This window comes from Butyrivibrio sp. FCS014 (genome assembly GCF_000526935.1).
Lineage (GTDB): Bacteria > Bacillota > Clostridia > Lachnospirales > Lachnospiraceae > Butyrivibrio.
The window spans coordinates 167,898-182,582 of record NZ_JAHA01000007.1; the positions used below are offsets into that span (position 1 = coordinate 167,898).

General features: G+C 42.8%; 15 protein-coding genes, 14 tRNA genes and 1 pseudogene. 26 read left to right on the forward strand and 4 right to left on the reverse strand.

The window, feature by feature from the left end:
• The first annotated feature begins 18 nt into the window (after positions 1-18).
• The 14 genes from T456_RS0107045 to T456_RS0107105 all read left to right on the forward strand — a co-directional run bounded on the left by T456_RS0107045 (position 19) and on the right by T456_RS0107105 (position 3,345).
• Positions 19-92 (forward strand) — tRNA-Glu (locus tag T456_RS0107045).
• Between the two features lie 4 nt (positions 93-96).
• Positions 97-170, forward strand: a tRNA-Glu gene (locus T456_RS0107050).
• Positions 171-174: 4 nt separating this feature from the next.
• Positions 175-258: transfer RNA gene (locus T456_RS22375), tRNA-Tyr, on the forward strand.
• Between the two features lie 5 nt (positions 259-263).
• Positions 264-352, forward strand: a tRNA-Ser gene (locus T456_RS0107055).
• A gap of 4 nt (positions 353-356) precedes the next feature.
• Positions 357-439, forward strand: a tRNA-Tyr gene (locus T456_RS0107060).
• A 118-nt stretch (positions 440-557) separates the two neighbouring features.
• Positions 558-2,030: an ISLre2 family transposase gene (locus tag T456_RS0107065; protein WP_024864352.1), complete on the forward strand. Its 1,473-nt coding sequence runs from the start codon at positions 558-560 to the stop codon at positions 2,028-2,030.
• A gap of 548 nt (positions 2,031-2,578) precedes the next feature.
• Complete coding sequence (locus T456_RS0107070; protein WP_024865527.1) at positions 2,579-2,800, forward strand: helix-turn-helix domain-containing protein; 222 nt, start codon at positions 2,579-2,581, stop codon at positions 2,798-2,800.
• Positions 2,801-2,810: 10 nt separating this feature from the next.
• A tRNA-Gln gene (locus T456_RS0107075) sits at positions 2,811-2,884 on the forward strand.
• 5 nt (positions 2,885-2,889) lie between these two features.
• Positions 2,890-2,961: transfer RNA gene (locus T456_RS0107080), tRNA-Cys, on the forward strand.
• Between the two features lie 4 nt (positions 2,962-2,965).
• Positions 2,966-3,037: transfer RNA gene (locus tag T456_RS0107085), tRNA-Phe, on the forward strand.
• A gap of 4 nt (positions 3,038-3,041) precedes the next feature.
• Positions 3,042-3,114: transfer RNA gene (locus T456_RS0107090), tRNA-Lys, on the forward strand.
• Positions 3,115-3,118: 4 nt separating this feature from the next.
• Positions 3,119-3,191: transfer RNA gene (locus T456_RS0107095), tRNA-Lys, on the forward strand.
• A gap of 4 nt (positions 3,192-3,195) precedes the next feature.
• Positions 3,196-3,268: transfer RNA gene (locus T456_RS0107100), tRNA-Gln, on the forward strand.
• Positions 3,269-3,272: 4 nt separating this feature from the next.
• Positions 3,273-3,345, forward strand: a tRNA-Asn gene (locus T456_RS0107105).
• A gap of 130 nt (positions 3,346-3,475) precedes the next feature.
• Here the strand turns inward: T456_RS0107105 and tnpC are convergent.
• The 4 genes and pseudogenes from tnpC to tnpA all read right to left on the reverse strand — a co-directional run.
• Positions 3,476-5,143: an IS66 family transposase gene (gene tnpC, locus T456_RS0107110; protein ID WP_024865528.1), complete on the reverse strand. Its 1,668-nt coding sequence runs from the start codon at positions 5,141-5,143 to the stop codon at positions 3,476-3,478.
• A gap of 150 nt (positions 5,144-5,293) precedes the next feature.
• Positions 5,294-5,638, reverse strand: a complete 345-nt coding sequence (gene tnpB / locus T456_RS0107115) for an IS66 family insertion sequence element accessory protein TnpB (protein ID WP_024864678.1) — start codon at positions 5,636-5,638, stop codon at positions 5,294-5,296.
• On the reverse strand, positions 5,635-5,811 hold the full coding sequence (locus T456_RS22380) for a hypothetical protein (RefSeq protein ID WP_155838035.1): 177 nt from the start codon (positions 5,809-5,811) through the stop codon (positions 5,635-5,637). The genes tnpB and T456_RS22380 overlap by 4 nt, the downstream gene beginning before the upstream one ends.
• 75 nt (positions 5,812-5,886) lie before the next feature.
• Positions 5,887-6,036, reverse strand: a pseudogene (tnpA, locus tag T456_RS24295) (IS66 family insertion sequence element accessory protein TnpA); the annotation flags it as partial.
• Between the two features lie 408 nt (positions 6,037-6,444).
• Here tnpA and T456_RS0107125 point away from each other — a divergent pair.
• The 12 genes from T456_RS0107125 to T456_RS0107180 all read left to right on the forward strand — a co-directional run bounded on the left by T456_RS0107125 (position 6,445) and on the right by T456_RS0107180 (position 14,565).
• Entirely contained in the window at positions 6,445-6,858 is a 414-nt protein-coding gene (locus tag T456_RS0107125; RefSeq protein WP_024865530.1) for a hypothetical protein, read from the forward strand.
• 42 nt (positions 6,859-6,900) lie between these two features.
• Positions 6,901-7,257, forward strand: a complete 357-nt coding sequence (locus tag T456_RS21130; protein WP_024865531.1) for a helix-turn-helix domain-containing protein — start codon at positions 6,901-6,903, stop codon at positions 7,255-7,257.
• On the forward strand, positions 7,254-8,018 hold the full coding sequence (locus T456_RS0107135; protein ID WP_155838036.1) for a hypothetical protein: 765 nt from the start codon (positions 7,254-7,256) through the stop codon (positions 8,016-8,018). The genes T456_RS21130 and T456_RS0107135 overlap by 4 nt, the downstream gene beginning before the upstream one ends.
• 16 nt (positions 8,019-8,034) lie before the next feature.
• The gene (locus T456_RS0107140) at positions 8,035-8,736 is read left to right on the forward strand and encodes a metallophosphoesterase (RefSeq protein WP_024865533.1); all 702 of its coding nucleotides are present in this window, start codon (positions 8,035-8,037) and stop codon (positions 8,734-8,736) included.
• An 11-nt stretch (positions 8,737-8,747) separates the two neighbouring features.
• Positions 8,748-9,362, forward strand: a complete 615-nt coding sequence (locus tag T456_RS0107145) for a metallophosphoesterase (RefSeq protein ID WP_024865534.1) — start codon at positions 8,748-8,750, stop codon at positions 9,360-9,362.
• A gap of 421 nt (positions 9,363-9,783) precedes the next feature.
• Positions 9,784-9,855 (forward strand) — tRNA-Gly (locus T456_RS0107150).
• An 86-nt stretch (positions 9,856-9,941) separates the two neighbouring features.
• Positions 9,942-10,014: transfer RNA gene (locus T456_RS0107155), tRNA-Ala, on the forward strand.
• A gap of 389 nt (positions 10,015-10,403) precedes the next feature.
• Positions 10,404-11,450 carry an RNA ligase (ATP) gene (locus T456_RS0107160; RefSeq protein WP_024865535.1) on the forward strand — a complete coding sequence of 349 codons (1,047 nt, stop codon included), beginning with the start codon at positions 10,404-10,406 and terminating at the stop codon, positions 11,448-11,450.
• 17 nt (positions 11,451-11,467) lie between these two features.
• Entirely contained in the window at positions 11,468-12,055 is a 588-nt protein-coding gene (locus T456_RS21135; RefSeq protein ID WP_024865536.1) for a metallophosphoesterase, read from the forward strand.
• Between the two features lie 95 nt (positions 12,056-12,150).
• Positions 12,151-13,158: an RNA ligase gene (locus tag T456_RS0107170; RefSeq protein ID WP_197026865.1), complete on the forward strand. Its 1,008-nt coding sequence runs from the start codon at positions 12,151-12,153 to the stop codon at positions 13,156-13,158.
• A 21-nt stretch (positions 13,159-13,179) separates the two neighbouring features.
• Positions 13,180-14,034, forward strand: coding sequence for a TIGR02452 family protein (locus T456_RS0107175; protein ID WP_024865538.1), 855 nt, complete (start codon positions 13,180-13,182; stop codon positions 14,032-14,034).
• A gap of 12 nt (positions 14,035-14,046) precedes the next feature.
• Positions 14,047-14,565 (forward strand): hypothetical protein, encoded by a 519-nt coding sequence (locus T456_RS0107180; protein ID WP_024865539.1) that lies wholly within the window; start codon positions 14,047-14,049, stop codon positions 14,563-14,565.
• Positions 14,566-14,685: the final 120 nt, after the last annotated feature.

Genomic DNA, 14,685 nt, shown 5'->3' on the forward strand with positions numbered 1-14,685 from the left:
GTGAAAGCGCCTGCGCATGGTCCCATAGTCTAATGGTTTAGGACGCTGGCCTTTCACGTCAGAGATACCGGGTTCAAGTCCCGTTGGGATCACTGTGGCTTCTTGGTCTAATTGGTAAGGACGTCAGCCTCTCAAGCTGGAAATGTCGGGTTCGAGTCCCGCAGGAGCTATTATGGGTGGGTATGCCTAGAAGCGAGGGCAAGAGTCTGTAAAACTCCCACATTAGAAACACCGCAGGTGCAATTCCTGCTCCACCCACTTATGTTTGCGTGACCGAGATGGCTTATGGTATCGCTCTGCTAAAGCGAAGCACGGCTAAACTGTGCCGAAGGTTCGAATCCTTCCGCAAACGCTCCGGGTAGGTATGCCTAGTGGCGAAGGCAGGGGTCTGTAAAACCCTGACAAGGAAACACCGTGAGTTCGAGTCTCACCCTGCCCACTTAAGTGTCATCTGCTAGCGTAAAGTTTTTGTAGGATTAATTGAAAAAGGGGATTTCCTTCGTGATATAGTTATTTACGGTGTCCAAGCCAAAATAACCAAACGGAGGAGTCCCCTTGTGTTAAATAGTATACAGCATTTTATTGAGAATGGAGTACCAAATCTTCAGAAGGCATCAAAAGATTTTTCAGAGGATCCGAGAGACTTTGCAGGTTTCATATACAAGGTCAGGAATGAAGCGCTTCAGATGGCGTTGGATTACATTTCTGAAACCCTTACAACCTGCAACCAGATATTAAAAGACAGTCCTGTGAGAAAGGAAAGATGGGAAGTGGTAAGGACTGACGAGAAGTCTCTTATCACCTCAATTGGAAAGGTTATGTTTTCCAAGACACTGTTTAAGAACAAGGTGACTGGAGAACGCAGATATCTACTGGATGACATGCTTTCATTTGACCCTCATGAAAGGATGTCAGAAGATGCCATAGCACAGCTCTTATCAGAGAGCGTTCAGACCTCTTATCGTAAAGGTGGACAAGCAGCAAGCATCCTTGATGAGGTCAGCAAAGAGACTGTAAAGGATAAGATACATGCTCTCGAGTTCCCCAAGGAACAGAAAAGAAGAGGCAGAAAACGCAAGGTTGAGTATCTGTATATAGAGGCTGATGAAGATCATGTGTCGCTTCAGTTCCAGAAGGAAAAGGGGGATCTCCAGGTCAACCAGTATGGAAGAAAACTCAATGGAATGATAAACAAGCTTATCTATGTTCATGAGGGCATTGAAAAGGATGCTCCCAAGAGTACAAGACATCACCTTGTTAATGCCCATTTCTTCTGTGGTTCTTATGAAGGCAAAGCAAACAGTGAACTCTGGGATGAAGTCTACACATATATTGACAACAACTATGACATAAGCAGCATAAAGAGGATATACCTAGGAGCAGATGGTGGAGCCTGGATTAAGGCTGGGGGAAAAAGGATAAGTGGCATCACATATGTGATGGACGAGTTCCACCTCAAAAAATACCTGATAAAGATGACAAACCATTTGATGGATAGTGCTGATGATGCCAGAAAGCTTCTCTGTGAAATGATCAAGGATGGAAGTAAGGAAGATTTCCTGTCTGTGGTAGATATGCTTGAATATCATGCCTCAAACGACAAGGAAATGAAACGTGTGCAAGAAGGCGCTGATTATATACTTGATAACTGGTCTGCAGCCAAGACAAGGCTTAGATACAGGAGGATTCCTGGATGTAGTACTGAAGGTCATGTCAGTCATGTCCTGTCAAAAAGAATGAGCATGACTCCAATGGGCTGGAGTCGAAAAGGCGCTGATAAGATGGCAAGACTCAGTGCCTATACATGGAACAAAAGGGATATGCTGGAACTTGTGCGTTACCAGAAGACAGTAATGCCTAAGGCTGCTGGGGCAGAAGAAGTAGAGACTGTAGTAGCGCATGTAAGAGAAAAACAGTATTCCCATCCGGCGTGGGGAAAGTATGTCGATAGCATACAGGTAGAGCTTAGTTCAGAGCTGAAGAAGTGGATGAGCATCGGAATGCATAACTACATCTGGAAACTGTTCTAAAAGGAAGCCAGAGGCTGACGCCTCTGCCTTTGAATAAAGTGCGCCAGAGCGCACACCTATCCTTGATCTGCTTGACTACAGACCAAGGATTAGAATGACAGCCTTGAACTGTCCTCCAACCAGGCGCTATAATGAGTAAGGTTTGAACATCTGAACTGATCACAGGGGCAATCTACCCTTTCGAATCCTACAGTAAATTTACGCCGTCGTGTCATCTGATGACACTGTACAAACTGGTCCGACAGGACGATAATACAAACAGAATAAAGATATGGAGCTGCGGGGAGCAGCAGAAAGTTAAGAGGATTTATTTAAGAATGTACTACGTAACTATCAACAAGCAATTTAATAACAAACAGTTTATGCAGTTCTGCAAAAATCAGAAGTGCTATGTTAGTTATGCAAATTGCAAGTTGGTGGTTGATGGTCCAGGATCCGGGAAAAGATAATCCGAAGAAATCCTGAGCATTAAGAATAGAGTAGTTCTAGATCCACTTAACTTGCGTTAGGTGGATTTTTTAATGCAATTATTCAGGAGGAAAAGAGAAATGGATTATCCGGTAATAGATATCGAAGGAACAGGAATAAGGATCAGGGAGCTGATCAGAGAAAGTGGTCATACAGTATCTGAGGTTTCAGAATACCTCGGAGCAAGCACATCACTTGTTTACAGATACTTAAGGGGAGAGGTTCTTCCAAGTATAGATAGGATTGTGGCTCTTTCAGTTTATCTTGAGGTTCCTATTGATGACATAATCGCAGTCGCTTAAGACTGCACAGTGCGGTATAGCTCAATTGGCAGAGCGCCTGACTTTGACTCAGGATTATTGTAGGTTCGAGTCCTTCTGCCGCAGTTTAAGACGTAGTAGCCAAGCTGGAAAGGCAGCGGACTGCAACTCCGCGAGCGTGGGTTCGACTCCCACTTACGTCTCTAAGGGCTTGTAGCTCAATTGGTAGAGCTGGGGATTGAAAATCCCTGCGAGGTGGTTCAACTCCACTCGGGCCCATTATGCTGTCTTAGCTCAGTTGGAAGAGCAACGGTCTTTTAAACCGTAGGTCATGGGTTCAAGTCCCATAGGCAGCACTAAGCTGTTGTAGCTCAGTTGGAAGAGCAACGGTCTCTTAAACCGAAGGTCGTGGGTTCAAGCCCCACCAGCAGCATCAATGCGGCATAGTTCAATTGGTAGAGCGTCTGACTCTGACTCAGGAAGTTGCAGGTTCGAGTCCTGCTACCGCAGCTTTGGATACATAGCTCAATTGGCAGAGCGCCCGGCTGTTAACCGGGAGGTTGTGGGTTCAAGTCCCTCTGTATCGTAAGCGCAAAATAATCCGGCGGATTGCACTATCCCGCAATGCATGTTAACAGGTACAAGGGCTTTTGCCCATAAAATATACCCCAGCCTCATAGAGACTGGAGCACCTTGACAATTCACATATGATAAAGATTACATTGCGTCGAAGATTGCTTTCTGATGCTGTCTGTGAAGTTCATCCAGAGCTTCCTTGCATTCAGGATGCCACGGGCAGAGCTTCTCAAGATCTTCATCGCTGGTAAGAGATGTTGGACACTTCATGAGAAGATATTTCAGGTAGTAATAAACATCAACACCATTTGCCCTAGCTGTTTCAACAATGGAATAAGTAAGAGCACTTGCCTCTGCGCCATCAACTGAGTCTGAAAACAGCCAGTTCTTGCGGCCAGTAACAAAGGCCTTGCAGCTTCTCTCGGAAGTGTTGTTATTGAAACTGCAGCCACCATCCTCAAGATAGGTTTCGAGGAACGGTCTTCTGTTTTGGATGTAAACAAGGGCTTTGTACATTCTGGAATTCTTTATTGCAGTCTGGCAGTCAAGCCAGTTCCAGAAACCGTCAAGTACAGGTTTCTCCTTTTCAAGGCGGAACTTCTTTATGGCATCGAAATCAGAGCCCTTCTTTTCATGGATTTTCCGTTCCATCTCGAAGAGCTTGTCGACATAGGCAAGTCCCTGTACTGCCGGCTGGCTGTGATCGTATTCCTTACCTTTGGGAATGGCATCTATAAGATACCTTCTTATGTGCGCCCAGCAGGAATTCCTCGTGCAGTCCCTGAGCTTATTGTATCCACTGTACCCGTCAGTCATAAGGTACCCGTGGAATCCTTCAAGGAACTCCTTTGCAGTATCTCCCGCCCGTGTCGGAGAATAGTGGAACAGAACTATCTGCTCCGGATCAAACTCTCCCGAACGGAAAACCCACATGTACGACCTTGATTCAGCCCTGCGCCCTGGTTCTTTGAGCACCTGTACGGGCGTTTCGTCTGCCATTGCATATCTTCCGGCAACAAGCTTTCTCTGGAAGTAATTGCACATAGGCTTGAAGAACTCTTCAGCGTTATTGATTATCCAGTTGGCAATGGTTCCTCTGCAGATTTCGGCTCCGTACATCTTGAAGTCTTTTTCCTGTCTGTAAAGAGGAAGAGAGTTAACATACTTCTGATACATTACCCACGCAACTGTTCCGGCAGATGCCATGCCGTGCAGCATATGTGCCTGACCGTCGCGTCCTCTTACGATGTGCGGGACCTCAGCATTTATCTTGCAGTTAGGACATCCATAGCTGACACTGTAGTAATCAATGATCTTGATACTTGGCTTAATGAATTCGATCTCTCTGCGAAGGAATTCTTTCCCAATCCTCTCAAGAGGAGTGCCACAGACATCGCAGATGCGCTCATCTTCAGGAACATCAAGAATAACCTCCTGGACAGGGAGGCCTGCAAACTTATCAGACATCTTGGATTTTTTCTTGCGGGTATGTTTCTCGACGGTGGTGAATTCCTGTTCCTCGGGATCAGGATCAGCCTTTAGAGTTTCGGCTTCATTGAAGAGATTCAGCTGTCCCTCAAAATCATCACGTTTCTCACTTGATCTGCCAAAGAGTTTCTTGGTGAGGTAATCTATCTGTTCCTGCAGGACTTTTTCTCTTTCGATATGTTCCTGCTCTTTCAGAAGATGCTCCTCTTCGCGTTTGTTAGCAGCCTCAATGTGTGCGTTGAGATTTCTGATGGTGGTATTCAGTTCTTTCACAGTGTCCTTCAGCTCAATGAGCTGCTGGTCCTTGGAATCTCTCGCCACGACAGCCTCCTTACATCTGATATATAGATTTTATCAGACTTACAAGGCAATTAATATCGGTAAAAGTGCCAAAGTGATCTGAAAACCGGCATCTAATTAATCCGATATAAGGCGATTTCAGAATTATGCACAAAAACTGATACACAGACCTTAAGAGGCTCTAATGGCCTTAGGTTGCTCTATATCGATACCTGAGAGAAGCCAGTCGAACTCGCGCCAGGTCAGGTTGCGTACTTCATCCTTGTTTCTTGGCCAGCGGTATCGTCCCTGTTCGGCGGATAGTCTTTTGTAGAACAGTATGAATCCGTCCGGCTCCCAAAGAAGCATCTTGAACCTGTCAGCCCTTCTCCCACAGAAGAGATACAGAGCCCTGCTTCTTGGATCCATGTGGAGCTTGTCTTCGATTATGGCACAGAGGCCATCGATAGACTTTCTCATGTCAGTGTAGCCGCAGACAATGTAGATCTCATCTGCAGCTGTTATATCGCCGATCATACGAAGCTCCTTAAGGCTGAGAGAGTCCTGGTTACAAGATCCGGATCAGCTCCGTTGAAGAGAGAAATATGTACATCTCCAAGACTTATCTCTATCATATGTGAATTGTCAATGTGCGGTGCCGCCTCAGGAATGATCTTCTGTGGCGGCTGGATATCAGGAACGATATCCACTTTGACCACATCCTGTTTTGGAATGGCCAGGTCATATATATCATCAGAGCTGCGAGGAGGAATTGCATAAGAACATTTCCGCAGCCTTTTGATAGCAGTGTTTAATGAATGACGGCTGATACCATTTAATGCGCACCATTGAGCGTCCGATAAACCGCTTTTACGGCACTCCTGGACGAGCTTGAACCACTCATCTTTAGTACGATAATGCTTGGGATCTGACATAAGCTATCCTTTCCATGTGACACCAAAATGAAGTTCATAAGTTCAAGTGTTCACACTAAAATGTAGTTTATAGTTCAAATCCATTATGAGTGATTGAGGGACGCATTCACATCCGCCGGATTATTTCGCGCTTACTCTGTATCCGCTATTCCAGGATAGCGTGGGAGGTAGAGCACCCGCTTCATACGCGGAAGGTTATGGGATCCCTCGCAGAGCTCGGAGTCGTAAGCATGGCATCCCACGGATGCCTGCTACCCGTTCCTGGGACTATTATTTAATCATTTTGATAGAGCGATTTTCTAATTTATCAACCACGGGTTTATATACAATGGAATTAATCTCCAATACAATATATATGAGAAAAGGCATAAGTTTATTGATTACATGGTATAAGAAGCGAAATGAATATTGAAAAAACAGGAAAAACATGCATTGTTTGGTACAGGTAGATCAGACGATGTTGATAATGCAGGTATGAAGAAATGGGATGACATCTTGTCGGAAATGATATTTCTTTTGAATGAATCGAATGAGGATACCTGCACTAAGAAAAACAAATATGAAGAGGATTATCATAAGGCATATCAGGAATTTAGAGAAAAATATGGGAAGCATGGACAAAAACTAAGAACAGAGGATGAAATTGCCAGGGAGAAACAAGAGGGCTTGTACAGGTTGTATCATCCAGGAGATGTGCCTGAATATAAAGAGATAGAAGACCGATATTTTGAAGAAAGTAGGAAACTTGACCAATATAGAGACGAATGCAAGGACAGAGCTATTGATATGTTTAAAGAATGGTTTTGGGACCTTTGGGATTGATGAAAAGATTACATTCATAGTAGGCATAGAGGGAAAATATTTATGGATGAAGGATATGAAAAAATAATGGAGATCATTGAAATGAATAGATTTCGGCAGAGACTGGGACTATTGGATTACACAGCATGCTGGGAAGAACCTGACAGGGTAAAAGGACTTGACATTGAAGCTACAAAGAATAGGGTGTGCGATCTGATTAAAGCAAAGGGATTAAAAGACAAGACTATTGCTGATAAATTGGGTATTACTCCACAGGCAGTTAATAAATGGCGCCATAAAGGATCATTTTTTGTGATTGAAAACCTTTATGTTCTCAGCGGCCTCTTGGGTGTAAGTGTTGATAATCTTTTAGTCCCTGTGGCTGTAAAGAAATGGGAAGTTTTGATTGAGAAAAGATGAGAGATAAGAATAGAATACGGCCATTTTTAAACAGAATAGCAGAAGAATGGGAGAATCATCCGGATCTTAGATTCGGTCAATTTGTGATGGATGTGATTCCTGACCAGGATAAACTGTGGAATTGTGAAGAAAGCGAATTTTTAAGGCGTCTTGATGTTTTTGCCAATAGAGCAAGCGGCAATAAAGCAGGCACAGCAGATAATAATCGTCCTGTGATGACGAAGGATCTTAACACATTTGACAATACACCAAGAAAGATCAGATGCATAGGAAGGAAGCATGATTTTCTTGGCGATGGTAATTATTTTACTGAGGAAGAACTGGAGATTGGCAAGGAATATACTATAGTACCTCATGGCGGACGACATGATGGGATGTTCATTCACATAAAGGAGCATCCCAGGCACACAGGATACCCATATTATCTATTTGAAGAGCTTGAGCCCTATGATGAGGAAATCGGGAAGACTGCCGCGCTGCTTGGTCTTATGAAATCTCTTGACGAGGCGGAAGAATCCATAAGAGAAGGGAAACTATATTCCGAAGAAGAGGTGTGGCAGGAATTTGAAAAAGTAATAGAAGGTAAAGATGAAGCAAGGGATCCTGCAAGAATAGAAGTATGCCTAAAAGTTATTTCAAACGTATGGAAAAAGCATCCGGATATGAGGCTTGGACAAATCCTGCAGTACGCGCTGGGGGATTCTGATCTGTGGGATGTAAAGGATCTTGATATTAGTGAAGCACTGAAACAGATGGAATAATTGGAGATTTTTTGAAATGAGCAGAGTACTTGTGATTCCTGATGTGCATCTAAAGCCATGGATTTTTGATGTGGCTGATAGAGTTGATGAGAACAGCTACGACGACATCGTAATACTCGGGGACCTGGTAGATGACTGGGGGAAAGGAAATGATTTAGACGCATATAAAGAGACGCTGGATCGTGCTGCTGAATTTGGCAAAGAGCATGATCAGTCATTGTGGTGCTATGGTAATCACGATGTATCTTATCTTTGGGATGCCATGGAATCTGGATATTCTGTCCAGGCAAGGATAACTGCTATTGAAGGCATTACCAGACTGGAACGTGTTCTTGAAGAACGTTATAGATTTGTCCATAAAATTGATGATGTGTTATTCAGTCATGCCGGTCTTACGGAGAGTTTTGTCTTTCAGACGTGTGGATATCATATGAAAGAAATTGAAGATATCCTTGCAAAGATCAATCGGATGGGAAAACAGGAACTATGGAGAGATAGTTCGCCTATATGGGCAAGGCCTCAGGCTGACTTTTACAGGATGTTTAGGGATGATCTCTTGTATCAGGTAGTGGGTCATACACCCGTAGAGGAACCGCTAGATGCTTGTGGAGTGCTGACATTGGATCTTTTCTCGACTTACTCAAATGGGGATCCTTTCGGGAATCAGAAACTTTACATCGTTGATACTCTGACGAGGAAATTCGAAGAGGCAAAGTAGGGACTGATACGATGATATATTTTACTGCAGATATGCATTTTGGACATAGGGCAATAATAACAATGCAGAACAGACCATTTGAATCTGTTGAGGAAATGGATAAAGTTCTTATGCAGAATTATAATGCTGTTGTCCAAAAAGATGACACTGTATATATCCTTGGAGATATCTGTCATCATATGAAAATCGAAGACGCTGATAATTTGATAAAGAAGCTGAATGGAAAGAAATATCTTATTCGTGGTAACCATGATAAGAATTATGATCCGCGGCTTTTTGCAGATATTCAGGATTTTATGAAAATCTCTGTAGATGGGAACGCTTTTTCTTTAATGCATTATCCAATGTTATCTTGGCCTAAAAAGGGTAGCGGAGGTTACCATCTCCATGGACATATCCATGCACGTATGGAGTACAACGAGACTAATAGGTATGATGGACAGAGAAGATATGATGTTGGTGTAGATGCCAATAACTTTTTCCCGGTATCAGCTAAGCAGATTGTGAGTTTTTTTGAAGAACATAGTACTGACGAATTTTCTATATCTAGTAACACGTTAAATGTGATGGATGCTGCAATTTCTAATGTAAATGAAGGCAAAGTTTCAGAACGGATAGAAATTTGATGTTTCGTGATTTTGTAAAAAAGAGCTTTACATTTCATATTACAGGTGCTAATGTAGGTACATAGGAAGTGCCTGTCCTATTTATTTTGATGCAAACATCAATGTAAATATGCGGTCGCTTCCTTTTTTGTTAAACAGATTTAGTGATGAGATAGAAAGGCAAGGTAAAAAACTTTCAATGAAACAGATGATGATTTCTAATTTGACATGCACAACCGCGACAAAGGCGTATGGCTTTACAGCTGATACGTTTGTTATTAGTGCGCTCATTTCAGAATCATCAGAACCAACATGGGGAATAGAAAAATATATCAGGACAGATTGTAAAGTCCGATGTTAGAGGTTAATAGTGGCATCGGAATAAACTGTAGATTTTTGGATCTGTCCGTGTTGGATGGATCCTTTTTTAATACAAAAATACGTGGATGTGGTGCAATTGGCAGCATATCGGTCTTCCAAACCGAAGGTGCCGGATCATAACCGGTTATCCACTCTCAGAAGGAGAAGGCAGGCACTTTCTTACTTCTGGACAAACAAATAAATATAGCAGAAGGCCACAGGCACGGTCTTCTGCGCCATGGGCCGGAAGTCGCAATGGGGTGACGCTGGTTTTGCATACCAGAGACGGCGGGTTCGATTCCCGTGCGGTCCACTGAAACATCACGCCGGATAAGCATAGATAGCGATGCAGGTGACCTGTAATCATCAGAGGAGGGCGCACATCCTTCATCCGGCCTTTGCGGGGGAGTGGAACGGAATGACCATACAGGGCTCATATCCCAAGTGATAGCAGGTTCCCTGCGCAGTGCTCGGAGTCGCAAGCGTGGCATCCCCCGGATGCCTGCGACCTGTCCCCGCGACTACCACATTTTATCAACCACGAGTCGACTGACAATCAGCGTTCAGGGGAATATCATTTATTCATGTGGATTGTGCACCGTCACATTAATCCGGAGGTGGTGTGAAAACCAGATGGGGCCCACCTATCGGGCCTCGCCGTAACAGTCGGATATACAAAATAACAAAGGAAGGTAAGAAAGGATGAGAAAACTAGCATCAATACAGAAAATCAAGGCAGTCATGCCTATACCGGATGCGGATAGACTGGAACTTGTTCAGGTACTTGGATGGAAGTGCGTCGGTGGAAAAGATGAATTTCATGTAGGAGATATGGTGGTCTATTTCGAGATAGACTCTTTTCTGCCTGTATGTGATGAGTTCGAGTTTTTAAGAAAGAGTTCCTATAAGAACAATGAGTTCATGGGAGAAGGATTCAGGCTTAAGACCATGAAGTTCAGAGGAGAGATATCCCAAGGGCTATGTCTAGGAATAGATAAACTGTCAAAGCTTCAGGGAATGGCACTGGAGGAAGGAATGGATGTTACAGAGATCCTTGGCGTTCGTGAATGGGAAATGCCTGAGCGTGCAGGATCCGGAGGAACTATGATTGGAGATCGTCCGGGATATATCCCTAAGACTGATGAGACCAGAATACAGTCTGCACCTGAACTGCTAAACGAGTTCAAGGGGCTTCCATATTACATAACTACAAAGATGGATGGATCAAGCCATTCAATAGGTGTAAGGGACGGAGAAATCTCTTTTACCGGGCATAACTTCACTTATAAGGATGATGGAAAGTCTGCATTTGTTGAGCATGTAAAGGCCGCAGGAATACCTGAGAAGATGAAAGAGTATGCAGATGAGCAAGGGCTTAGCACGTTGGTTCTTCAGGGAGAATGGTGCGGTGAAGGAATTCAGAAGAACAGGCTTAAGTTAAAGAAACCGGAGTGGTTTGTGTTTACAGCAAAAATGGATGACAAGAGAACTGATCTGGCAACGCTAAGGGAAATCTGTGAATACGTTCACTGCCATATGGTCCCGGTGGAAGAAGAAGGAGAAGACCTTCTTGCAAAGTATCCTGACGAAGCAGCTCTTTTAGCAAGGGCAGAAGGAATTGGTTATAACGGAACTACCAGAGAAGGAATAGTAATCCGTCCCATAGAGCCGGTTCATTCATATACACTTAGCGGACCGTTGTCGATGAAGGTAATAAACAACAAGTATCTTATGAAGAATGATGAGTAATCATAGATGGAGGGAGCATGATATCTACATTGTATGAACCATTCAGGCACTGGTCAGAAAATGGATCGGTATATATCCTGTCTGATACTCACTTTGATGATGATGACTGTAAAATAATGGATCCCAATTGGATAGATCCTAATGAACAGGTCAGAATATTAAATTCTGTGATCATGAAAAATGATACATTTGTATGCCTTGGAGATGTTGGAAAGCCTGAGTATGTAAAACAGCTCAGGGTCAGAAAAAAGATCCTGCTTCTTGGCAATCATGACAGAAGAGGTGAGTATACAGGGGTGTTTGACGAGATATATGCCGGACCTCTTTTTATAGCTGATAAGATTCTTTTGTCGCATGAACCGGTATATGGTCTGCCGTGGTGTCTTAACATTCATGGCCACGATCATAGCAATATGGAAATGTACAAAGAAGGATGTAAACATCTCAATCTTGCAGCTAATGTATGTGGATACACACCGGTCAATCTGGGAAAGCTGATAAAAGATGGTATTTTGTCTGATATCGACAGTATACACAGAATCACAATTGACCATGCTGTTGAGAAGAAGGAAAAGAAATGGATTAATAAAGAGACACAGACATGAAGTCAAAACTATTAGAAGTTATAAAAAACAACCCGGATACCTGGGAAGAGAAACTGAATTCAAAACTTATACGCACAAACCATGACGGAGATCTGGTGTGCTTCAAGTATGCGTCAGAGGCAGATTTCTCTGATCCACTGGTATGCGAGGCAAGGGGAATAATAATTGACGTTGCCCAGCTTGTAGTGGTCTGCTGGCCGTTTGATAAGTTTTTTAATGTGCAGGAAAAGTACGCTGCAGATATTGATTGGAACAGTGCCAGGGTATTGGAAAAAATAGATGGATCCATGATCAAGCTGTTCTGGTACAAGGATGCATGGAGATTTTCAACAAGTTCTACCTGCGATGCTAAGGATGCAGCTATTCCAGGGTATAAGGAACTGACTTATGCGGACATAATTGCCCGTGCGGAAAACGTAAATGAGATTCATTTTGAAGAACTGAATAAAGACTATACCTATATTTTTGAGCTTGTTTCTCCGCTTACTCAGATTGTTGTCAGATATGAAATGACTGAGCTGTTCTTCTTGACCGCAAGAAATAATCTTACAGGAGAAGAGTTGGATACAGAGCTTCTGCAATTTAGGAGACCCAGTAGCTTTGCACTAAAATCTATGAATGAGTGTCTTGATGCTGCTCTTGCGCTAAATAAGGGCGACGAGATAGAGGATGAGGGCTTTGTTGTGGTTGATGGGAAGCATAACAGGGTCAAGATAAAATCCCCGTCATACGTCGCTATGCATAGAATATCCACGAACAAAGTGTTCACAGCAAAGAGAATGTCAGAACTTTTCTGCAATGGAGAGGATCTTTCAAAATTGGCAAAAGACTTCCCGGCTAATGCGCATATCATAAAGTATTATGACTGGCAGTTTGCTGAGATGAAGCATAAAACAGAAGACATGATGCTATATTCCAGACGACTTTACGAAGAATACGATCATGACAGGAAAGCAGTAGCAATGACCATAAAGGATTCACCATATGCCTGGGCTGGATTCAGAGCAATCGGTAACGATAAGGATATCACTGATATCATGGCAGTGCTTGCACCGGCAAATGTTGAAAAACTGATTGTGGAGTATCCTGAGATAAGTAAATAAGAAAATGAGAGGAAGGTTTAAATGGGACGAGATGAAAATGTAGCAATATTCCAGGATACGGATAAGATGTGCAGAGAAAACGATAGACTCAGAGAATCTATCAGACTGGCATTTGAGAATCAGAAGCTTATTCTGGAGGGAGATGCTGTACCTTCAATTGAAAATTATAAGTATGCCGAAGCGGCAAAGATAGTGGTCTCAAAGAAAAGGACTGTTGAAGCCGCAAGTGCATATAAGGGGATGAGGGTTGCTGTTCACAATTTTGCTTCAGCAACAAATCCGGGCGGTGGAGTAGTTAAGGGATCTACAGCCCAGGAAGAATGTCTGTGCAGATGCTCGACTTTGTACAGCATGCTTAATACCAAGGAGATGTGGAATGGATTTTATGCACCGCACAGGAATGCAGCTGATCCAATTCACAATGATGACATTATATATACTCCGGGAGTTGTAGTGTTTAAAACAGACACAGCAGCTCCTGTTGCCATGCCAGAAACTCAGTGGTATGAGGTTGACGTTATTACATGTGCTGCTCCTAATCTTAGGGACAACCCCAGCAATCCATATAATAAGAGCGATGGAACGAAAAAAGTGAAAATATCAGATAAAGATCTACTTGAGCTTCATGAAAAGAGGCTAAGGAGAATATTGGATGTTGCCGTGGCTAATGCTGATGAAGTAGTTATATTGGGGGCATTTGGATGTGGAGCATTTCAGAATAAACCGGAGGTTGTTGCCAGAGCTGCAGCAAATGTGATTAATGACTATCTGTATATGTTCAAAAATATAGAATTTGCTGTTTATTGCAGTCTTAAGGACAGTCGGAATTACGATGCATTTAAGCGAGAACTGGCTAGAATTGCCAATCAGAGATAAGGGGAACAAATAATGCATTCTACAATTTTTGTTTTGAATGATAATCCGATTTCGGAAAACGATGTCATTGACGATGACTATTTTTCAGTGAGTCAGATAGAGCGCCGGGGATATGATTATTGTGGTGTAACGAATCTTGAGTATGAAGCAAGGGACTATTTTTCTGGATATTACTCCGAATTTTTTCAGACAGAGATCATGAAAATGGAGTATGAGGATTATCCTGAAGACAACTTTGTGCAGTACAAGATGACCATTAAAAATCGTGAAAAATTCATGAAAGGCGTTTATAAAAGATATCGCAAGGCTTTAAAAGAATTCAGCAATGCTCTTACATTGGAAAAACTTTTGGATAGTGAAGACAGAGATATCCATTATTTGCTATATAAGCTGCAGTGTGTAATGGATGATACATGTGCTTTGCAATTCTACAGTGATTATGGAGATTTTGAGAGCCCTGAGCAGTTAATGCGTCGTTGTAAGGATGGAGATGTTTATTATATAGTTGCTGCTTTTGACTATCATTTTTGACAAAAACAAGAGAAAAACTTATGGCAAGGAAAATGAGGGGTTCCTAACAAAAGTTGCGGCAATCAGAGACGTGTTGTTGTGTCCTGAAATGGCGATTAGAATAAGCAAGGCGACTAATAC